The organism is Saccharopolyspora indica (assembly GCF_027853965.1).
GTDB classification, from domain to species: domain Bacteria; phylum Actinomycetota; class Actinomycetes; order Mycobacteriales; family Pseudonocardiaceae; genus Saccharopolyspora; species Saccharopolyspora indica.
In genome coordinates, this window is sequence record NZ_JAQGLB010000005.1 from 404,647 (window position 1) to 424,078 (window position 19,432).

At 70.1% G+C, this 19,432-nt stretch carries 18 protein-coding genes; 8 read left to right on the forward strand and 10 right to left on the reverse strand.

Annotated elements, in window-relative coordinates:
* Positions 1-144: 144 nt before the first annotated feature.
* The 3 genes from OU416_RS14910 to OU416_RS14920 form a co-directional block, all read right to left on the reverse strand.
* Positions 145-885: a polysaccharide deacetylase family protein gene (locus OU416_RS14910; RefSeq protein ID WP_270927525.1), complete on the reverse strand. Its 741-nt coding sequence runs from the start codon at positions 883-885 to the stop codon at positions 145-147.
* 107 nt (positions 886-992) lie between these two features.
* Positions 993-2,717 (reverse strand): amidohydrolase, encoded by a 1,725-nt coding sequence (locus OU416_RS14915; protein ID WP_270927526.1) that lies wholly within the window; start codon positions 2,715-2,717, stop codon positions 993-995.
* A gap of 129 nt (positions 2,718-2,846) precedes the next feature.
* Entirely contained in the window at positions 2,847-3,350 is a 504-nt protein-coding gene (locus OU416_RS14920; protein WP_270927527.1) for a MarR family winged helix-turn-helix transcriptional regulator, read from the reverse strand.
* Between the two features lie 149 nt (positions 3,351-3,499).
* Here OU416_RS14920 and OU416_RS14925 point away from each other — a divergent pair, with 149 nt between their 5' ends.
* From OU416_RS14925 to OU416_RS14940, 4 genes are all read left to right on the forward strand, one after another.
* The gene (locus tag OU416_RS14925) at positions 3,500-4,006 is read left to right on the forward strand and encodes a cupin domain-containing protein (RefSeq protein WP_270927528.1); all 507 of its coding nucleotides are present in this window, start codon (positions 3,500-3,502) and stop codon (positions 4,004-4,006) included.
* Positions 4,007-4,044: 38 nt separating this feature from the next.
* The gene (gene wrbA, locus OU416_RS14930; RefSeq protein ID WP_270927529.1) at positions 4,045-4,662 is read left to right on the forward strand and encodes an NAD(P)H:quinone oxidoreductase; all 618 of its coding nucleotides are present in this window, start codon (positions 4,045-4,047) and stop codon (positions 4,660-4,662) included.
* A gap of 59 nt (positions 4,663-4,721) precedes the next feature.
* Positions 4,722-5,600: an NAD(P)-dependent oxidoreductase gene (locus tag OU416_RS14935; protein WP_270927530.1), complete on the forward strand. Its 879-nt coding sequence runs from the start codon at positions 4,722-4,724 to the stop codon at positions 5,598-5,600.
* A gap of 137 nt (positions 5,601-5,737) precedes the next feature.
* The gene (locus OU416_RS14940; protein WP_270927531.1) at positions 5,738-6,562 is read left to right on the forward strand and encodes an LLM class flavin-dependent oxidoreductase; all 825 of its coding nucleotides are present in this window, start codon (positions 5,738-5,740) and stop codon (positions 6,560-6,562) included.
* Between the two features lie 56 nt (positions 6,563-6,618).
* On the opposite strand, the gene OU416_RS14945 is transcribed toward OU416_RS14940, so the two are convergent.
* Positions 6,619-6,777 (reverse strand): hypothetical protein, encoded by a 159-nt coding sequence (locus tag OU416_RS14945; RefSeq protein WP_270927532.1) that lies wholly within the window; start codon positions 6,775-6,777, stop codon positions 6,619-6,621.
* A 281-nt stretch (positions 6,778-7,058) separates the two neighbouring features.
* Between OU416_RS14945 and OU416_RS14950 the strand changes: the two genes are divergently transcribed.
* The gene (locus OU416_RS14950; RefSeq protein ID WP_270927533.1) at positions 7,059-7,916 is read left to right on the forward strand and encodes a helix-turn-helix domain-containing protein; all 858 of its coding nucleotides are present in this window, start codon (positions 7,059-7,061) and stop codon (positions 7,914-7,916) included.
* Positions 7,917-7,930: 14 nt separating this feature from the next.
* Positions 7,931-8,140, forward strand: a complete 210-nt coding sequence (locus OU416_RS14955) for a DUF397 domain-containing protein (RefSeq protein WP_270927534.1) — start codon at positions 7,931-7,933, stop codon at positions 8,138-8,140.
* Positions 8,141-8,306: 166 nt separating this feature from the next.
* Here the strand turns inward: OU416_RS14955 and OU416_RS14960 are convergent, their stop codons facing one another.
* Both OU416_RS14960 and OU416_RS14965 read right to left on the reverse strand, forming a co-directional pair.
* The gene (locus OU416_RS14960) at positions 8,307-9,368 is read right to left on the reverse strand and encodes a 2-oxoacid:ferredoxin oxidoreductase subunit beta (RefSeq protein WP_270927535.1); all 1,062 of its coding nucleotides are present in this window, start codon (positions 9,366-9,368) and stop codon (positions 8,307-8,309) included.
* Positions 9,365-11,242 carry a 2-oxoacid:acceptor oxidoreductase subunit alpha gene (locus tag OU416_RS14965; RefSeq protein WP_270927536.1) on the reverse strand — a complete coding sequence of 626 codons (1,878 nt, stop codon included), beginning with the start codon at positions 11,240-11,242 and terminating at the stop codon, positions 9,365-9,367. The genes OU416_RS14960 and OU416_RS14965 overlap by 4 nt, the downstream gene beginning before the upstream one ends.
* 381 nt (positions 11,243-11,623) lie before the next feature.
* On the opposite strand from OU416_RS14965, the gene OU416_RS14970 reads away from it, so the two are divergent.
* On the forward strand, positions 11,624-12,307 hold the full coding sequence (locus OU416_RS14970; RefSeq protein ID WP_270927537.1) for a nitroreductase family protein: 684 nt from the start codon (positions 11,624-11,626) through the stop codon (positions 12,305-12,307).
* A 233-nt stretch (positions 12,308-12,540) separates the two neighbouring features.
* Positions 12,541-13,908 carry a dihydrolipoyl dehydrogenase family protein gene (locus tag OU416_RS14975; RefSeq protein WP_372907150.1) on the forward strand — a complete coding sequence of 456 codons (1,368 nt, stop codon included), beginning with the start codon at positions 12,541-12,543 and terminating at the stop codon, positions 13,906-13,908.
* 5 nt (positions 13,909-13,913) lie between these two features.
* On the opposite strand, the gene OU416_RS14980 is transcribed toward OU416_RS14975, so the two are convergent.
* The 4 genes from OU416_RS14980 to OU416_RS14995 form a co-directional block, all read right to left on the reverse strand.
* A complete protein-coding gene (locus OU416_RS14980; RefSeq protein ID WP_270927539.1) occupies positions 13,914-15,143 on the reverse strand; it encodes a PAS domain S-box protein in 1,230 nt (409 codons plus the stop codon).
* Positions 15,144-15,196: 53 nt separating this feature from the next.
* Positions 15,197-16,468, reverse strand: coding sequence for an alpha/beta fold hydrolase (locus OU416_RS14985; RefSeq protein ID WP_270927540.1), 1,272 nt, complete (start codon positions 16,466-16,468; stop codon positions 15,197-15,199).
* Positions 16,469-16,620: 152 nt separating this feature from the next.
* The gene (locus OU416_RS14990; protein WP_270927541.1) at positions 16,621-17,685 is read right to left on the reverse strand and encodes a M29 family metallopeptidase; all 1,065 of its coding nucleotides are present in this window, start codon (positions 17,683-17,685) and stop codon (positions 16,621-16,623) included.
* 120 nt (positions 17,686-17,805) lie between these two features.
* The gene (locus OU416_RS14995; RefSeq protein WP_270927542.1) at positions 17,806-19,422 is read right to left on the reverse strand and encodes an OPT/YSL family transporter; all 1,617 of its coding nucleotides are present in this window, start codon (positions 19,420-19,422) and stop codon (positions 17,806-17,808) included.
* Positions 19,423-19,432 lie beyond the last annotated feature (10 nt).

The following is a 19,432-nucleotide window of genomic DNA, read 5'->3' on the forward strand; positions in this document are numbered from 1 at the left end:
GAGGTCTCCCACACGCAGGTGAGTGCGCTTACCGAAACTTGAGGACGCTCCCCGTTGCGCCCGACCCGCGGCACCGCGATTTCAATGGGAATCGCACGTCTGATTTCCATTGACGTCGCGGCGTGTCCGCACCGCGGCCCGCCGTCAGCGGCGGCAGGTGAGGTGGTGGCGCAGGTGCTTGGCGCGGAGGCGCAGCGCGCCGTCGCGGTCGCCGATGTAGGTGCGCGGTAGCGCGTGCGGGCCTGAGAGCTCCGAACGCCAGATGGCGCAGGCGTACTCGTAGCCCGCCGCCGTCACCGCGTCCACCACGCGCTGGTCGACGTCGCCGTACGGGTAGCAGAAGCCCGCGACGTCCTGGCCGGTGATCTCGCGCAGCAGGTCCCGGCTGGTCACCGATTCGGCGACCAGCTCGTCATCGTCCAAATAGGACATGTGCTGGTGCAGCAGGCCGTGCGAGCCGACCTCCACACCGGCCGCGGCGACCTCCCCGACCTCCTCCGCGGTCATCAGCCGCTTGCGCGGCCCCGCCGGGTCCCACTCGTTGTCGCCGCCGATCCGCCCGGCGATCACGAACACCGTCGCGGTGCACCCGTGCCGCTGCAGCGCGGGCACCACGTTGCGCGCGAAGTCGGCGTAGCCGTCGTCGAAGGTCAGCCCGACCAGGCCGCGCGCCGCACCTGCGCGGCGCGCCCGCAGCAGCTCGCCCATCGACACCCCGCGCAGCCCGTTGTCCCGCAGCCAGCGCAGCTGCTGGTCGAAGCGGCGCGGATCGACGGTCACCAGGTACGGGTCGTGCTCGTGGACGGCGACCGAGTGGTACATCAGCACGTACGGGAACGGGCGCCCGGTATCGCTCCAGGTCCGCTTGCTCACGGTCTGCGTCATGGCTCGCCGCTTTCCCCTCGGCAACGGGTCGCCCGCCGAGCCTAAGCAGCGATCAGGTACCCCGGATCCGGTCACCGGGGTACCCGCCCTACCGCATCAGCACCGGACTACAGCTCCCCGTACTCGCCGACGCGGCGCCCGGCGACCCAGGTCTGCAGCGTCTTGGTCTGCCAGCGCGCCCGGCCGGACGGCGGGTCCAGCGGGTCCTGGTCGAGGATGACGAAGTCGGCCCGCTTGCCCGGTTCCAGGCTGCCCAGCACCCGCTCCTGGTGCGCGGCGAACGCGGCGTCGAGGGTGAACGAGCGCAGCGCCTCGTCCGGTTTCATCGCCTGCTGCGGGTACCAGCCGCCGACCGGCCGGCCCTCCCGGTCGGTCCGGGTGATCGCGGCGTGCAGCCCGTCGAACGGGTTCTCCGAGGACACCGGGAAGTCCGAACCCGACGCGATGGTGATGCCCTGCTCCAGCATGGTCCGCCACGCGTAGGCACCCGCGATGCGCTGAGCGCCGACGCGCTCCTCGGCCATGTTCATGTCGTCGGTGGCGTGCACCGGCTGCATCGAGGCGATGATCCCGTTCCTGCGCAGCCGCGGGATGTCCTCCACCGCGAGGACCTGCGCGTGCTCGATGCGGTGCCGCATGTCGCCGCCGACCTCGGCCATCGCGGCTTCGTAGGCGTCGAGCACCATCCGGTTGCCCGCGTCGCCGATGGCGTGCGTGGCGACCTGGAAGCCGTCCCGCATCACCTGCGTGACGCGGTTGCGCAGCTCGGCGGCGTCCATCTGCGGCAGCCCGGAGTTCTCCGGGTCGTCGCTGTAGGGCGCGAGCATCGCGGCGCCGTGCGAGCCCAGCGCGCCGTCGATGTAGAGCTTGACGGTGCGCACCCGCAGCATGTCGTCGGCGAAGGAATCACCGCGCGCCTGCGCACCGAGCTCGCGGTAGGCGTCGTAGGTGAGGAACGAGTTCGTGCGGATCGTCAGCTCGCCGGAGGAGGCCAGCTGGTGCAGGACCGCGAGCTCGGCGGCGCTGGTGCCCGCATCGCTGACCGAGGTGAGACCGACCTCGTTGAGCTTGCGCTGCGCGGCGATGAAGTTCTGCTTGAGGTCGTCGGTGGTCGGCTTCGGCAGGTGCGCTTCGACGAGGTCCTGAGCGGCGTCGACGAAGGCCCCGGTCGGTGCGCCGTCGGCACCGCGCACGATCTCCCCGCCCGGCGGCGTCGGGGTGTCGCGGGTGATACCGGCCTGCCGCAGCGCGGCGGTGTTGGCCACTCCGGCGTGCCCGTCCACGCGCACCAGCCACACCGGCCGGTCCGGCACCACGGCGTCCAGGTCCGCCGCCGACGGCAGCCTGCCGGAACCCCAGATCACGTCGTTCCAGCCGCGCCCGAGGATCCACTGCCGCTCCGGGTGCTCGGCGGCGAAGGCCTTGAGCGCCTGCATCGCCTCGCCCAGCGACTTGGTCCCGGCGAGGTTGAGCTGCGAGACGTTGGCGCCGAGCTGCCCGAAGTGCCCGTGCGCGTCGTGCAGGCCCGGGATGAGCACCCGGCCGCGCCCGTCGATGCGCTCGGCTCCGCCTGCGTTGGCCACGTCGAGCCCGCCGACGCGCCCGTCGGCCCCGACCAGCAGGCTGGAGAACTCGAACGGCCCGTCGGGGGTCAGCGTGAAGCCCCGGACGTTGTCGATCAGCACCGGTCCGCCCCGCTGCGCGGAACCCGGTTCACCGCTGGAACACCCCGCCGCGACGGCCACCCCGGCGGTGGCCAGCCCGACGAGCTTGAGGAACTGCGCCCGCGAAATCCGGGGCTGCGGGGAACGCCGACAACACTCCTGGCACACGCCGACCTCCTAGCTGATCATCGCCAAGCGAAGGTAAGCCCGCGTCGTTGTCCGGTCAATCAGCAGAAGGTGGCCGGATCACCCGCCGAGCCCGCCCGCTGCTTGCGCCCACCGCCAGCGAACCCCGGTTCAGGACCCGGGCGGGGTGTCTCCGCTGGATTCCAGCACCGCGGCGAGCACGGCGGCGAGGTCCTCGCGCCCGTCGCGGTCGAGCCCGCCCAGCAGCCGGGCCTCGTTGGCCAGGTGCAGCGGGAGGACCCGGTCGATGACCGCCAGCCCGTGCGGGGTCAGCTGGATCTTGACCGAGCGCCGGTCGGCATCGTCGCGCACCCGGGCGACCAGGTCCTTCCGCTCCATGCGGTCGACGCGCAGCGTGATCGCGCCGGTGGTGACGAGGGATTCCTTGAGGAACGCCCCCGCGGTCAGCGTGTACGGCTCGCCGGAGCGCCGGAGCGTGGACAGGATGTCGAACTCGCCGGATTCGAGGCCGTGCCCGGCGAGGAAGTCCTTGATCTCCTTGTCCCACAGCCGGGACAGCCGCATGATCCGGCCGACCACGCTGATCGGCGTGAAGTCCAGGTCAGGGCGCTGTTCGCGCCATTGCGCCAGCACCGCGGACACCGCGTCGGCCATGGGTTCTCCTCCAGTCAAATATCTGAGCGCTCATTTAATTGACACTCCCGCGAGCGCTGACTATCTTAGCGCTCATCTACTTGGTGTCGTCGAGCAGACGGGTGACCGACGTCCGCCCGCGACCTCTTCACCCCGACCTAGGAGCACTCGTGTCCTACCCCGAACCCCGCTACTTCGGTGAGCACGGCGAGATCAACGCCAGCTTCCGCCCCGAGACCACCGGGCCAGACTTCGTCGCCAAGCCCGTCGGCGCCGCCGACGACGACCCCAAGGCCACCTCGTACCACTACCTGTCCACCACCGCCTCCACCGGCGGCGAGTACGGCCTGTACCGGGTGGACATGGGCCCGGAGTCCGTCGGGCCGAGCACGCACTTCCACAAGGCCATCTCGGAGTCGTTCTTCATCCTGTCCGGCGCCATGCGGCTGTTCGACGGCGAGCGCTGGATCACCGCCACCTCCGGCGACTACCTGTACGTGCCGGTGGGCGGACTGCACGCCTTCCGCAACGAATCCGGCGAACCCGCTTCCATGCTCATGCTCTTCGCCCCGGGCGCGCCCCGCGAGGGCTACTTCGAGGGCCTCCCGGAACTGGCCTCGCTCAGCGAGGAAGAGCGCAGGGAGTTCGTCCTCCGCCACGACAGCTTCTTCGTCTGATCACGAGCCACGAGCACACCACCCGAGAGGCAATTCCCATGACCAACGTCGCCGTCGTCTACTACTCCTCCACCGGCAACGTCCACACCCTGGCCGAGGCCGCCGCCGAATCCGCCGGGAAGGCCGGTGCCGAGGTGCGTCTGCTGAAGGTCGCCGAGCTGGCGCCCGCCGAAGCCGTCGAGAGCAACCCGGCCTGGGCCGAGCACGTCGCCGCGACCGCCGACGTCGCCGAGGCGAGCCTCGCCGACGTGGAGTGGGCCGACGTCCTGCTCTTCGGCACCCCGACCCGGTTCGGCCTGCCCGCCGCGCAGCTCAAGCAGTTCATCGACACCACCGGCGGCCTGTGGTTCCAGGGCAAGCTGGTGAACAAGGTCGTCTCCTCGTTCACCTCCACCTCCACCGGCCACGGCGGCCAGGAGAGCACCCTGCTGGCGCTGAACAACACCTTCTACCACTGGGGCGCGATCATCGTCCCGCCCGGCTTCGCCGACCCGGTCCAGTTCGACGCGCTCAACGGCAACCCGTACGGCGCGAGCAGCGTCTCCGCCAACAACCCCGCCAACGTGGCCGAAGCCAACCTCGCCGCGGTGGAGTTCCAGGCCCGCCGCGCGGTCGAGATCGCATCGGCCCTGCACCGCGGGTTCGCCGCCGCCTGACGCCGAGTTCGTTGATCGCTCCGGGACGTCCGGGGCCGCATTTCGAGGAGAGTGAGCACATGACCAGCGAGGTCAGGCCCGCGGTGACGGTGATCGGGTTGGGCGAGATGGGATCGGCCCTCGCCGGGGCGTTCCTGGACGGTGGACACCCGACGACGGTGTGGAACCGCACCGCGGAACGGGCCGACGCCCTGGTGTCCCGGGGCGCGGAACGTGCTGGGACGGTTCGGGATGCCGTGCTGGCCAGCCGACTCGTGGTCGTTTCGGTGCAGGGCAACGACGTGGCGCGGGAAGTCCTGGACGCCGCCGGCGAGGCGTTGTCCGGGCGCGTCGTCGTCAACCTGACGGACGGCCCGTCGGCGGCGGCGCGCGAGGTCGCCGAATTCGCCGCAGCAAGGGACGCGAAGTACCTGCACGGGCAGATCATGACCATCGCGCCCGGCATCGGCTCGCCTGATGCGGTGGTGTTCTACGGCGGCGCTCAAGCCGCTTACGACCACTACCGCCCGGTGCTGGAACTGCTGGGCGGCCGGAGCGTCTTCGTCTCGTCCAACCCCGGCGTGCCGGGCATCTACGGCATGGCCGTGCACGGCACGATGTGGGGGCTGCTCAACGGTTTCTTGCACGCAGCGGCGCTGCTGTCGAGCGAGGGCATCACGACCGAGCAGTTCCTGGAGCACGCGGACCCGTCGTTGGCCGCGCTGGCGGCGTTCCTGCCGATGCTCGGCGGCGAGGTGGACCGCGCCGAGCACGCGACCGAGTTCGGCGGGCTCAAGCACCACCTGCCGTCGATCGACGACCTGGTGGCGGAAAGCCGTGCCCGAGGCCTGGACGTAGAGCTCCCGGCGCACTCCCAGGCCCTGGTGAACCGCGCCCTGGCCGACGGCCACGGAGACGACAGCTACTCCCGCTTGGTCGACTACTTCAAACGCGGTTGACCGCGGTGGGCGGCGCCGGGATAGAGTAGGCGCACTCTGATCAGGTTCTCCAGGAGTGCGCCGCAGAACGAGAACCCGCTTGCGCGAAACGAGGGGGCGGCACAGGTGTTCACCCTGCCCTTCTGGAGGCGCAAGACATGAAGATCGGCCTCGGCCTGCCCATCGCCGAACCCACCGCCCTGCCGACCTGGGCGCGACTCGCCGATGACGGCCCGTTCAGCACCCTCGGCCTGCTGGACCGCCTGGTGTACGACAACCCGGAGCCCCTGGTCACGCTGGCGACGCTCGCCGGTGCGACCCGCCGCATCAGGCTCCAGACCGAAGTCCTGCTCGCCCCGCTGCGCCAAACCCCGCTGCTGGCCAAGCAGGCGGCGACGCTGGCCCAGCTGAGCGGGAACCGCTTCACCCTCGGCATCGGAGTCGGCGGCCGCGAGGACGACCACGCGGCCGCAGGCACGGATCTCAACCGTCGCGGCCGGATCCTCGACGAGCAGCTGGACCTGATGCACCGCCTGTGGTCCGGCGAACCGCACAGCGACAACGCCGGTCCGATCGGCCCCGCAGTGCGCCCGGAGATCCTCTTCGGCGGCTTCCGCCCGGCAGCGATCGACCGCGTCGGCCGCTGGGGCGACGGCTTCCTGGCCGCAGGCCCGCTGGAGTACGTGGAAACGACGTTCACCCTCGCCCGAAACTCCTGGCGAAACCACGGCCGCCCGGGCGAACCCCGCCTGATCGGCCAGCTCAACACGGCGATCGGCCCGGAAGCGGTGGCCGACGAAGCCCGAACCGAGATGACCCGCTACTACGGCGACGCGAACTTCGCCAACGCCGTGCTCACCACCCCAGCAGCCCTGAAAACCCAACTCGCCCACCTCGAATCCCTAGGCGCGGACGAAGCGGTCCTCTACTGCTGGTCCCCCGACCCAACCCAGGTGACCCACCTGGCAGACCTCCTCCCGTGACCGGCCCGTGAGCGCTTTCTGGTGCCATAACCCCAGAAAGCGCTCACGGCACCCCCTCACCCCACCGGCGTCCGATCAGCCCGAAGCTCGCGGAGAGCCCGCTCCCCCTGCGAGACAAGCCGTTCCAAGCCCTCTTCAGTGAAGACGACGTCCATGCCGTCGACCTGCCCGCCGAGACGGAACTCGACCTCGTCACCGAAGATGGCGTACTCCATCGAGCAATCTTCGATCCTGACCCACGCAGCAACCTCACACCGACCCATGTCCGACCTTCCTCCTCGAATTGCCGTGAACGGTGCGAACAAACGAACTCGAAGCGCCACCGCGATAGACCTGCGGCGGCCACGAGAACTAGCGTCAGTGAAAATTTTCATGAGAACAAGGCGACACACTCGATCAGGCTCGGCGTTCACACGATCCACCGAACGGACGCGCGATAGGCTGCGTCCGGCGTAACAGCTGATCATCGGTGACGAGTGCCAGCGGAGGTGTCGGAGTGCCCAGGAACGAGGCCAACGTCCGCCAGCGGCGGATCGCTCGCACTCTGCGCGACTGGCGCAGGTCGAAAGGCGCGACGCAGGAAGAAGTCGCCAAACCGCTCCACTGGTCGGTGCCCAAGCTCAGCCGCTTCGAACGAGCCGACACCATCGCAGGGCCCGCCGAGATCATCGCCATCGGCACGGTGCTCGGCATCCCGGAAGCCGACCGGAACCGCCTCGTCGAACTGGCGGCGGCCTCGCTCGAAACAGGCTGGTGGAACACCTACCGCCCCGACGCGGTACGCGGAGACTTCGAGGACTACCTGGAAGTCGAAACCGCCGCCACCCTGTTGTGCAGCTTCGAGACCCACCTCGTGCCGGGGCTACTCCAGTCGGACGCCTACTGCGAGGCGATCCTCCGCGCAGGAGTGCGCAATTCTGGAGAGGAACTCGTCGCCGCACGCCTCGAGGTCCGCCGGGAACGCCAAGCTGCGCTGGATGCGTCCGACGACCCGTTGAGGTACCACGCGATTATCCACGAGTCCGCACTGCAGCTTCCGATCGGCGGCACCGAGGTCATGCGGGAGCAACTAGACTTCGTGCTCGCTCGGTGTGAGCTCACGAACGTCACGGTGCAGGTCCTTCCAACCCACATCGGCGCTTATCCGGGCATTGGGACTGGCTTCCACCTCGTCACGTTCGGCCCTGATGGAGCCCAGGGCGTGTACCTAGACAACCTGCATTACGGGCTCTACCTGGAGGAAGAGACCGAGGTTCAGGTCTATCACCGAACTTTCGACCGCCTGCGCGAACTGGCTTTGGATCCCGAAGCGTCGTCCCTGCGGATCGCGGAGATCCACCAAGGGCAGCCGTAGCGACAAGGAGCACCATGCCCGCACCAGACTTATCCACCGCACGCTGGAGGAAGAGCAGCCGCAGCAACGAGACGGGTGCCTGTGTCGAGATCGCTTCAGCGCAGGGTCTCACCGGCGTGCGCGACTCAAAACAAGAAGCACAGGGGCCGATCCTGGCGTTCGACCGCGAGTCATGGGGCGACTTCATCGGCAAGCTCAAGCGCGGCGCCTTCGACCTCAGCTGACCGCTGCTACCGACACCGCACGGTGAAGGGCACCTTTAAGCAACTTACTTGCCTAAAGGTGCCCTTCACCAAACCCTCGAACGTGCGGCGTCACGCGGATGGGTGAGAGGTGAAGGGCACCTTTCGCCAACTTACTTGGCGAAAGGTGCCCTTCACCGGCCCGGAATCAGATCGTCCAGGTGTCGTTGCCGTGGAGGAGGTTGCGGAGGTTCGGCGGCTTGGACTGCTGGGCCTCCGTCACCTGGGTTCGGGCGAGGTCGTCGTAGGTGGGGCGTTCGACCGAGCGGAAGATGCCCGTCACCGCGGGGTTGAGGTCCTGGCCGCCCAGGCGGGAGAGGGCGAAGGCGTAGGAGGGGTCCTCGCGGTTCGCGTCGTGCACCAGCACTTCGGTTTCGTCCACTTCGGACAGCTTCGCGACGCGGAAGCCGTCCGGGCCGGAGACCACGCCGTACTGCTCGTCCTCCGGGCCGAAGGTGATCGGTTCGCCGTGCTTGAGGGCGACGATGCGGCGCTGCTTCTCGTCGTTGTCCTTCAGCACGTCGAAGGCGCCGTCGTTGAAGATCGGGCAGTTCTGGTAGATCTCCACCAGGGCGCTGCCGCGGTGCTCGGCCGCCGCCTTCAGGGTCTCCGTCACGCTCGCGCGGTCCGAGTCGATCACGCGGGCCACGAACGAGGCCTCCGCGCCCAGCGCCAGCGAGACCGGGTTGAACGGGTGGTCCAGGGAACCCACCGGGGTCGACTTGGTGACCTTGCCGACCTCGCTGGTCGGCGAGTACTGGCCCTTGGTCAGGCCGTAGATCCGGTTGTTGAACAGCAGGATCTTCAGGTTCACGTTGCGGCGCAGCGCGTGGATCAGGTGGTTGCCGCCGATGGACAGCGCGTCGCCGTCACCGGTCACCACCCACACCGACAGGTCCGGCCTGCTGGTCGCCAGGCCGGTCGCGATCGCCGGGGCGCGGCCGTGGATGGAGTGCATCCCGTAGGTGTTCATGTAGTACGGGAACCGGGACGAGCACCCGATGCCCGAGATGAACACGATGTTCTCCCGCTTGAGCCCCAGCGACGGCAGGAAGCTCTGCACCGCGTTGAGCACGACGTAGTCGCCGCACCCCGGGCACCAGCGCACCTCCTGGTCGGACTTGAAGTCCTTGGCCTTCTGCGGTTCGTCGGTCGTCGGCACCCCGGCGAGCCCGCCCAGGCCCGGGATCCCCAGATCGGTGGTCGTCACGCGGACACCCCCTGCACCACGTCGGTGAGCACGTTCTGCAGCTCCTCGGCTTGGAACGGCAGCCCCGCGACCTTGGTGTAGGACTGCACGTCGACCAGGTAGCGGGCGCGCAGCAGCATCGCCAGCTGCCCCAGGTTCATCTCCGGGACGATCACCTTGTCGTAGCTGCGCAGCACGTCGCCAAGGTTGCCCGGCATCGGGTTGAGGTGGCGCAGGTGGGCCTGCGCGATGTCCATGCCCCGGCTGCGGACCCGGCGGCAGGCCGCGCCGATCGGCCCGTAGGACGAGCCCCAGCCCAGCACCAGCACGCGGGCCCGGCCGGAGGGGTCGTCGACGGTGAGGTCCGGGACCTGCACGCCGTCGATCTTGGCCTGGCGCAGCCGCACCATCTTGTCGTGGTTGTCCGGGTCGTAGGAGATGTTGCCCTTGCCCTCGGCCTTCTCCAGCCCGCCGACCCGGTGCTCCAGGCCCGGCGTGCCGGGCACCGCCCACTCGCGGGCCAGCGTCTCCGGGTCGCGCACGTAGGGCCAGAACTCGCCGGAGCCGTCCGGCGCGTTGGGCTCGGTGGCGAACTCGACGCGCAGGTCGGGCAGCTGGTCGGTCTCCGGGATCAGCCACGGCTCCGAACCGTTGGCGATCGCGCCGTCGGACAGCAGCAGCACCGGCGTCCGGTAGGCCAGCGCGATGCGCACCGCGTCCAGCGCCGCGTCGAAGCAGTCCGCGGGCGAGCACGGGGCGATCACCGGGACCGGCGATTCGCCGTTGCGGCCGTAGAGGGCCTGCAGCAGGTCGGCCTGCTCGGTCTTGGTCGGCAGGCCGGTGGAGGGGCCGCCGCGCTGGATGTCGCACACCAGCAGCGGGAGCTCCAGCGCCACCGCCAGGCCGATGGTCTCCGACTTCAGCGCCAGCCCGGGCCCGGAGGTGGTCGTCACGCCCAGCGCCCCGCCGAAGGAGGCGCCCAGCGCCGCGCCGACACCGGCGATCTCGTCCTCGGCCTGGAAGGTGGTGATGCCGAAGTTCTTGTGCTTGGCCAGCTCGTGCAGCACGTCGGAGGCCGGCGTGATCGGGTAGGTGCCCAGGAACACCGGCAGCTCGCTGCACTGCCCGGCGGCGACGATGCCGTAGGCCAGCGCGGTGTTGCCGGTGATCTGCCGGTAGGTGCCCGCGGGCAGCTTGGCGGGCGCGACCTCGTAGGTCACCGCGAAGGACTCGGTGGTCTCGCCGTAGTTCCAGCCCGCGCGGAAGGCCAGCACGTTGGCCTCGGCGATCTGCGGCTTCTTGGCGAACTTCTCGCGCAGGAACCGCTCGGTGCCCTCGGTGGGCCGGTGGTACATCCACGACAGCAGGCCGAGGGCGAACATGTTCTTGCAGCGCTCGGCGTCCTTCTTGCCGAGTCCGCTGCCTTCCAGCGCGCCCTGGGTCAGCGTCCCCATCGCCACCCGGTGGACCTGGTAGCGCTCCAGCTCCTCGCCGTCCAGCGGGTTGGCGTCGTAGCCGACCTTGGTCAGGTTGCGCTTGCTGAACTCGTCGGTGTTGACGATCAGGATGCCGCCGTGCGGCAGGTCGCCCAGGTTCGCCTTGAGCGCCGCCGGGTTCATCGCCACCAGCACGTCGGGCCGGTCGCCCGGGGTGAGGATGTCGTAGTCGGCGAAGTGCAGCTGGAAGCTGGACACTCCGGGCAGGGTGCCGGCGGGCGCGCGGATCTCGGCGGGGAAGTTCGGCAGCGTGGCCAGGTCGTTGCCGAAGGCCGCGGCTTCCGAGGTGAACCTGTCACCCGTCAGCTGCATGCCGTCACCGGAGTCCCCGGCGAACCGGATGACCACCCGGTTCAGCTTCTGGGCCCCGTTGGTCCGGTGCCCGTTCGCGGTGCTCAACTTGATCCGTTCCCCTTCACCTGCAGGCAACGTCCATCCTGTGGCGAACGATACATCCCCGGCATTTATTCCGATCACGTCCGGGGTTCGCCCGATCACCTTCCGCACGCATCCGCACACCCGTCCGGGAAGGCCCGGCGACCACCGGTACAGCGGAGTTCCGCATCGGAACGCAGGTAGCGCCACCTGTATCGCTTCGCCCCGGCCCCGCCCGAGATGAGCAACCGGCGACAAGTGTGACTTGCCCCATAACCTCTACCGGCGACCCTCCACCGGTTCCCAGATTTCCCACCATGTGGGAGAACCTTCGCCGGAACGGCCGATACCTGCGCCCGTCCCTCCTCCGCTTACATCACAGCCGACGCCCACCCGGGAGGACCAGTGACCGCACCAGCGCCCCGCCAGCACGCCCACCCGTTCGTGCCCTACACGCCGCCGCGACTGCCGCCCGCCGAAGGTTTGCGGCGCGGGCAGGAGCTTTTCGAGCACCTGGACGGTCGCCGCAGCGTCCGGTTCTTCAGCTCCGAACCGGTGCCGCGCGAGGCGATCGAACTGGCCGTGCGGACGGCGAACACCGCGCCCAGCGGCGCGCACCAGCAGCCGTGGACCTTCGTCGCGGTGCGCGATCCCGACCTCAAGCACCGCATCCGGCTGGCCGCCGAGGCCGAGGAGCGCGCGTTCTACGGGCGCGAGGACATCCCGCAGTGGCACGGGGCCCTGTCGCGGCTCGAGACCGACGCGAACAAGGAGTTCCTCGACGTGGTGCCGTGGATCGTGGTCGCGTTCGCGCAGAAGTACCGGGTGACCGGCACCGGCAAGCAGAAGCACTACTACGTCAACGAGAGCGTCGGCATCGCCTGCGGCATGTTCATCACCGCGCTGCACACGATGGGCCTGGCGACGCTGACCCACACGCCGAACCCGATGGGCTTCCTCACGGCGCTCCTGGAGCGCCCGTCCAGCGAGCGGCCCTACATCCTGTTCCCGGTCGGCTATCCGGCCGACGACTGCGAGGTCCCCGAGCTGACCCGCAAACCCCTGGAGGAAGCGCTGCTCTGGCGCTAGGGAGCACCGGCTCCGAGGTGGTGCGGTGGCGATTTCGCGCGAGATCGCCATCCCGCCCGCGTGCGGTGCGCTGATTTCGCGCGAAATCGGCCGCACCGCGGCGCGGGGCCCGGAATGCTGGAGCCTTCGTCCGCGCATCCGGTCGGTGCAGGTGACACCGGTGCTGAGCCGAGGTGCGCGGCGGGCACCGAGGTGGTGCCCTGGGAACGACGGTGCGACGGACGAGAACTGAGGTGGGTGCCGTGGTCGACGAGGTCGACGTCGTGGTCATCGGGATGGGGCCGGGAGGTGAGGACGTCGCCGCCCGGCTGGCCGGCGCCGGCCTGTCCGTGGTCGCGGTCGAATCCAGGCTGGTCGGCGGCGAATGCCCGTACTTCGCCTGCGTTCCGACCAAGATGATGGTGCGGGCCACCGACGCGCTGGGCGAAGCGCGCCGGGTGCCCGAGCTGGCCGGGCGGGCCGAGGTGCACCCGGACTGGACGCCGGTCGCCGACCGCATCCGCGACGAGGCCACCACCGACTGGGACGACGAGATCGCCGCGCGGCGCTTCGAGCGCACCGGCGGCCGGCTGGTGCGCGGGGTCGGGCGGATCAGCGCGCCGGGCGAGGTGACCGTCGGCGACCAGGTGTTCCGCGCGCGGCGCGGCATCGTGCTCAACCCCGGCACCGACCCGGCGGTGCCGCCGATCGACGGCCTCGCCGGGAGTCCATTTTGGACGAACCGGGAGGCGGTGCCGTCCCGCGAGGTGCCGGAGTCGCTGCTGGTGCTCGGCGGCGGGCCGGTCGGCCTGGAGTTCGCGCAGGTCTTCGCCCGGTTCGGCAGCTCCGTCGCGGTGCTGGAGGCGCAGCCCCGGCTGCTGCCGAACTCCGAACCGGAAGCCTCCGAGGTGATCACCGCGGCACTGCTCGCCGAGGGGATCCAGGTGCGCACCGGCAACGGCGTCGAGCACGTCAAGCACGACGGGCAGTTCGAGGTGCAGCTCGCAGGCGGTGACCGGCTCACCGGGCAGCGGCTGCTGGTGGCCACCGGCCGCCGCACCGACCTGCGCGCGCTCGGCGTCGGCGCGGTCGGGCTCGACGAGCAGTCGCGCACCATCCCGGTGGACGAGCGGATGCGCGCCGCGGAAGGGGTCTGGGCGATCGGCGACGTCACCGGTCGCGGCGCGTTCACGCACACCTCGATGTACCAGGCGCGCATCGCCGCCGCCGACATCCTCGGCCAGGACGGCGAGACCGCCGACTACCGGGCGATGCCCGCGGTGACCTTCACCGATCCCGAGGTCGCCAGCGTCGGGCTGACCGAGGCCCAGGCCGAGGACGCCGGGATCTCGGTGCGCACCGGGAGCACCCGGATCCAGGACTCCACGCGCGGCTGGATCCACAAGGTGGGCAACGCCGGGATCATCAAGCTGGTCGCCGACGCCGAGCGCGACGTGCTGGTCGGGGCCACGGTCGTCGCGCCTGCCGGTGGCGAGATCATCGGCGCGCTCGCGGTCGCCGTGCACGCCGAGGTCCCGGTCTCCCGCCTCCGCCGGATGATCTTCGCCTACCCGACCTTCCACCGGGCGATCGAATCCGCCCTCGCCGACCTCGGCACCTGATCCGCTCAGCGGCCGTTGGCCTCGCGGCGGCGGCGCTTGCTGGCGTACATGTCGCGGTCGGCCACGTGCAGCAGCTTGTCCGGGGCGATCGCCGGGTCCGAGGTCACCGCGTAGCCGACGCTGGCCTGCAGGCTCACGGTCGCACCGTGCACCACGACCTCGGTGTTCAGGTGCGCCTCCACCCGGTCCCGGAGCGCCGCCGCGGCGTCCTCGTCGGGCAGCAGGCTGACCACCACGAACTCGTCACCGCCGAGGCGCGCGACGGTGTCCCCGGCCCGCACCGCCAGCTGGATCTCGCGCGCGGCGGCGATCAGCAGCTGGTCGCCGACCGCGTGGCCGTAGCGGTCGTTGGTCGGCTTGAGCTGGTCGAGGTCGGCCAGCACCACCACCAGCACCCCGTTGCCGCGCGCGAGCTGCTGGAGCCCGTGGTCCAGGCGGTCGGCGAGCAGGGCGCGGTTGGCCAGCCCGGTCAGCGGGTCGTGCAGCGCGAGGTGGGCGAGGTGGGCGTCCACCATGCGCTGCTCGCCGATGTCCTCGTACTGGCTGACCACGTAGGCGGGCGTCCCGTCGGCCCCCGGCACCGCGGTCGCCCGGATCAGCATCCAGATCGGGCGGCCGTCCTTGTGCCGGTAGCGCTTCTCCAGGTTCACCGAGTCGACCAGGCCGGAAGCCATGTCCTCCAGCGCGGCGGTGCCCTGCGCCTCGTCGTGCTCGTAGGTGACGTCGGCGAAGGACATCGTCAACATCTCCTCGCGCGTGTAGCCGAGCATCGCGCAGAGCGTGTCGTTGACCGCCGTCCAGGAGCCCTTCAGGTCCAGCAGCGCCATGCCGATCGGCGCGTTGGCGAAGCTGCGCTGCCACAGCAGCTCGGCCTCCCGGCGCTGGGTGATGTCCTGGATCTGGGACAGGAAGCAGATCGGGCGCCCGCGGGGGTCCCGGATGAAGGTGCGCGCCACCAGCGCCCAGATCAGGCTCCCGTCGGCGCGGATGTAGCGCTTCTCCAGGGTCTTCTCCGACTCGACCGGACCTTCATCGTCGATGTCATCCGGATGGGTGAAGTCCCGGTAGTCGCGCCCCTCCAGTTCCTCGCTGCGGTATCCGAGCAACCGGCACATCGCACCGTTGACGTGCAGGTACCGGCCCTGCAAGTCGAGGATGGCCATCGCGGCGGCCGCCTGGTCGAAGACGCGCTGCCAGGGCACACCGCCAGCGCTGTTCGGCTCGGATGCGGACATGAGAACCGAACGATAGCCGGACGGCGAGCCCCGTGCAGCAGCGCCTCCGAAAGTCAGGCGTCGCCCCGGTTCATGGCCAGCAGCCGGTCCAGCACCGCCGGTGAGGCCTTGACGCCGTCGTGCTCGTACTCGTTGGTCACCCACACCCGGGCGCCGCGCACCTGCCCGGCCGATTCCAGCGAGTGGTCGCGGTCGACGAACATGTCGTCGTGGTAGACCGCCGCGGCCACCGGGACCTCGTTGCGGGCCAGCTGGTCGAGGTCGTAGAGCACCGGCCAGTCGCTCTTGGCGGCGAGCAGGTCGGCGGCCTCGCGCAGCGGGACCAGCGACGGGTCCTGCTCGAACATCCAGGGGTAGATCATCTCGCCGGTGAGGTTGATGCGGCCTGCGGTGGCCGGGTCGAACTCCGGGAACTCCGCGCGCACCCGGTGCGCCGACCACTCCGACGCGGTGCCCTGGCAGTAGATGGACTCGTGCAGCACCGCGTAGAGCGGCCGCGCGGCGAAGGAGACCACCGCGTCCACGCCGCGGCGGAAGGTGTCGGAGAGGGTGTCGCCGATGAACGCCTCCTCCAGCAGGTAGTGCAGCGCGTCGAACTGCGATCCCTGGCCGAACTGGATGCCGAGGGTCTGGAAGCGCTCCGGCGTCAGCCGCTCCCCCGCCGGCATGATCACCTCGTGCTCGGCGAGGTGCTCGACGACCCGCCGCACGATCGCGGCGTCCTGCGGGTAGCGCGCGAAGTAGGCGTCGTTCTTGCGCAGCGTGCGCGCGTAGGCCGCGCGGTAGACGTCGTCGGCGTGGCCGGTCAGGGTCGGGATGCCGCCGGTGATCAGCACCTGCCGCAGCCCCTGCGGGGCCAGCGAGAGGTAGGTCAGCGCGCAGAACCCGCCGAAGCTCTGCCCCAGCACCGACCACGGCTCGTCGCCGATCAGCTGCGCCCGGACGGCTTCGGCGTCGCGCACGATCGAGTCGGCGCGCAGCAGGCTGAGGTGCTCGGCCTGCTGCGCGGGGGTCAGCCCGGCCAGGCTCTGGCGGTTCGCGGGCGTGCTGCGCCCCGTGCCGCGCTGGTCGAGCAGCAGCACCCGGTAGTCCTGCAGCGCGCGCCCCAGCCACGCGCTGGTGCTCAGCGGCCGTTCCGCCTTGCCGCCCGGCCCGCCCTGGAGGTAGACCAGCCACGGCAGCTGCTGGTCCTGCTTGGCCGGCGCGACCACCTCCCGACCGAAGACCTCGATCTCCCCGGAGCCCGGGTCGCCGTGGCTCAGCGGAACCCGGAACACGTGGTCCCGGGCCACCAGACCCGGACGGCGGTAGGTGACGGACGACATCTCGATTCCTCCAAAGTGGACCAGCGGGGTGCGACGGCCACGATTCAACACCGGCCGGGGCCACCACCGCACCACCCCGGGTCGGGCCGAGCCGCAATTTCCATTGAAATCGGACGTCCGACTTCAATGGAAATTGCGGCAGGAACGACGGATCAGTAGCCCGGGGCGCCGATCTCCTTGCAGATCCGCACGAGTTCCGGGTGCACGTAGCGGCCTTCGAGCTCGATGGCCTCGCCGTCGAGGTAGATCGACGGGCCGAGGACGCTGCCGTCGGTGTGCGCCGCGGCCACCCACGGCTCGCCGCCGATCCAGGCGCCCTTGGTGCCGATGCCGATCTCCACGCAGCCGAACACCCGCTCGTCCTCCACGATGCGGCCGGTGGGCACCAGCACGCCCGGGTTGAAGCCCAGCGACCAGTGCGCCAGCCGGAACATGTTCGGGTCGTCGAAGGACTCCATCCAGTTCCGGAACACCTCGGCGTCGCGGTCGCCGGTGATCTCGGTGACCACGCCGTTCTCCACCGTGCAGCGCACCGGGGAGCGCAGCAGGCCGATCTCGGCCGGCGGCCACAGCGCGCCGTCGAAGACCAGCGTGCCGTTCTGGGTCTCCTCGATCGGGTTCCAGGAGATCTGGCCGGAGAGCATCACCGTCTCGCCGGGCTTCTCGGCCGGCTTGCCGCGCAGGTTGATCGGTCGGCCCTGGTTGCGGCCGACCAGATCGGTGCCGTTGGCGGCGGTGATGCGCACCTCGTCGGCCTGCTCCAGCAGCGCGACCAGCGCGCGGCCGAGCCGCATGACGCCCTCGAAGTCGGGCTTGCCGACGGTGTCGACCAGCATCGGGATGTCCATGCCGGTCAGGTTGGTGTACCGGGCGCCGTTGGCGATCGCGGCGCGGAAGGCGTCGCTGTGCATGATGTAGGCGACGCTGAACTCGATCCACACATCGGCCTCGGCGACCGCACCGGCGACCGGCGCGGGCGGCTCCATCGCCGAGCTGGGCCGGGTCTCGTACCAGATCACGGTCGGCGTGGCACCGGCCGCGGCCACGGCCTGCGCGGTCAGCTCCACGACGCGCCGGTCGGAGGACGTGTCGCCGGTGAGCACCACCTGCTCGCCCGGCTTGACGAGCATGACCTGCTCGACGAGCTTGCGAGCGCCGATGGCGGCTTCCCAGGACAGGTACTCGGGCCGGGATTCCACACGGCTGACAACTTCCACAACTACTCCTTTTAACTAGTTGACTCGTTTTGCGTGGCGGTGCGGGTAGCGGAACCTCAGACGCCGCCTGGACTGCGGGAGCCCGTTCTTATGTATGTCCACACTCGCCTGCACGACGGATCACTTGGACTCGAAGATGCGGCTGGTCGAGTAGAGGGCGTCGCCCGCGATGAGGCCCGCGCCCACGAGGTTGAGGTCCTCGTCCGCTCGTTCGCCGCGCCACCAGCGGTAGGCGATGCGGACGATCAGTGCGCCGAAGACCAGCCAGCACGCTTGCGGGGTGCCCACCAGCAGGCCGGTCGCCAGCAGCACGCCCATCTGCCTGCTGGAGCCGCCGAGCAGCTGGATCAGCGCACCGGGGATCGCCCACAGCAGCAGCGTCACCAGGACGTCCGGGTCGGTCAGCCCGGCCTTGATGGTGGCCGCGTAGACCTCGGCCACCGGCGGGATCAGGCCGTCGCCGAAGAACGACTGCCAGGACACCGCCACCGCCACGGTCGCCACCGCGAAGCCCACCAGCGAGGCGAGGTACTGCTGGAACCGGCCGGAGCGCTCGTAGGCGTCGTAGGGGCGGTGCTCCTTGCGCAGCAGCCAGCCCGCCTTGAAGTCGTAGCCCATGTCGGCGAACGCCGGGCCGGTGGCCGAGGTGTAGCCGACGAACAGCGCCAGCGCCACCGGCGGCACGCCGAGGATCAGGCCCAGCACCAGGAAGATCAGCGTCACCGCGAAGGCCGGGAACCAGCCGGAGTGCATCGCCGCCAGGCCCACGATGATCTCGTGGATGATCGCGGCCAGCGCGGCGGCCAGCACCCACAGGATCAGCCCGGTCACCGACAGCTCGGACATCAGCCCACCGGCCAGCGCGACCACGACGGCGCCGAGCACGAAGAGCACGTAGCCCTCCAGCACGCCGCGGCGCAGCGCGCGCTCGTCGACCTGCGGCAGCTGGCTCGGGTCGATCGACTGCTGCGGCGCGGCGTCCTTCTTCCTGTCCTTGCGGAACATCAGGTAGGCGGCCTGCCCGAGCGCGACCAGCCCGGCGCCGATCATCACGCCGTGCGGGATGTAGAGGTCGCCGATGTCGATGCTGAACCAGGCCGGGCTGTACTGGCTGACCATCAGCCCGATGCCGAACATGGCCAGCGCCCAGATGTTGCCGATGAAGGCCACGCCCGCCGCGGAGACCGGCAGCTTGAACAGCGAGCCGATGAACCCGAGCACCGCGCCGCCCGCCAGCACGATGGCCCGCCTGCCGCCCTTGTCACCCGCGATGATGGTGTCCGCCGCGGCGACGCCGGGCGGCCACGCGGCCTGCGCGGGCAGCAGCCGCGAGTTGAACAGCCGGTACAGCACGAAGGAATCGGCGAACAGACCGATCGCGACGCCGGCGAACACCGGCCACACCAGGTCGGGCCTGCCGAAGGCGAAGGGCACCGCGATCGGCGCCAGCAGCGAGTTGGCGGCGGCGAAGGTCGAGCCGGACACCGCGCTCTGCACCAGGTTCTGCCGGTGCACCGACCGCATCTTGCGCAGTGCGGCCACGTTGATCCGGCCGATGATCATCGCGATCAGCGCGCCGATCACCGAGGTGTTGGCCGAGATGCCCAGCGTGGTGATCAGGTGCAGTCCGATGACCGCGCCGACCACGGAGAGCACGACCGTGATCACCAGAACGGTCGGCTCGAAAGCCCGCGGGTGCGCGCGTTCGGAGCCCGCCCGGGATTCGCTGACTGTCATGAGCAGCCTT

Coding starts and splice junctions, on each gene's coding strand:
- OU416_RS14910 (WP_270927525.1), bottom strand. CDS start 885: ATGACGCAGACCGTGAGCAAGCGGACCTGGAGCGATACCGGGCGCCCG.
- OU416_RS14920 (WP_270927527.1), bottom strand. CDS start 3,350: ATGGCCGACGCGGTGTCCGCGGTGCTGGCGCAATGGCGCGAACAGCGC.
- wrbA (WP_270927529.1), top strand. CDS start 4,045: ATGACCAACGTCGCCGTCGTCTACTACTCCTCCACCGGCAACGTCCAC.
- OU416_RS14935 (WP_270927530.1), top strand. CDS start 4,722: ATGACCAGCGAGGTCAGGCCCGCGGTGACGGTGATCGGGTTGGGCGAG.
- OU416_RS14940 (WP_270927531.1), top strand. CDS start 5,738: ATGAAGATCGGCCTCGGCCTGCCCATCGCCGAACCCACCGCCCTGCCG.
- OU416_RS14945 (WP_270927532.1), bottom strand. CDS start 6,777: ATGGAGTACGCCATCTTCGGTGACGAGGTCGAGTTCCGTCTCGGCGGG.
- OU416_RS14955 (WP_270927534.1), top strand. CDS start 7,931: ATGCCCGCACCAGACTTATCCACCGCACGCTGGAGGAAGAGCAGCCGC.
- OU416_RS14980 (WP_270927539.1), bottom strand. CDS start 15,143: ATGTCCGCATCCGAGCCGAACAGCGCTGGCGGTGTGCCCTGGCAGCGC.
- OU416_RS14985 (WP_270927540.1), bottom strand. CDS start 16,468: ATGTCGTCCGTCACCTACCGCCGTCCGGGTCTGGTGGCCCGGGACCAC.
- OU416_RS14995 (WP_270927542.1), bottom strand. CDS start 19,422: ATGACAGTCAGCGAATCCCGGGCGGGCTCCGAACGCGCGCACCCGCGG.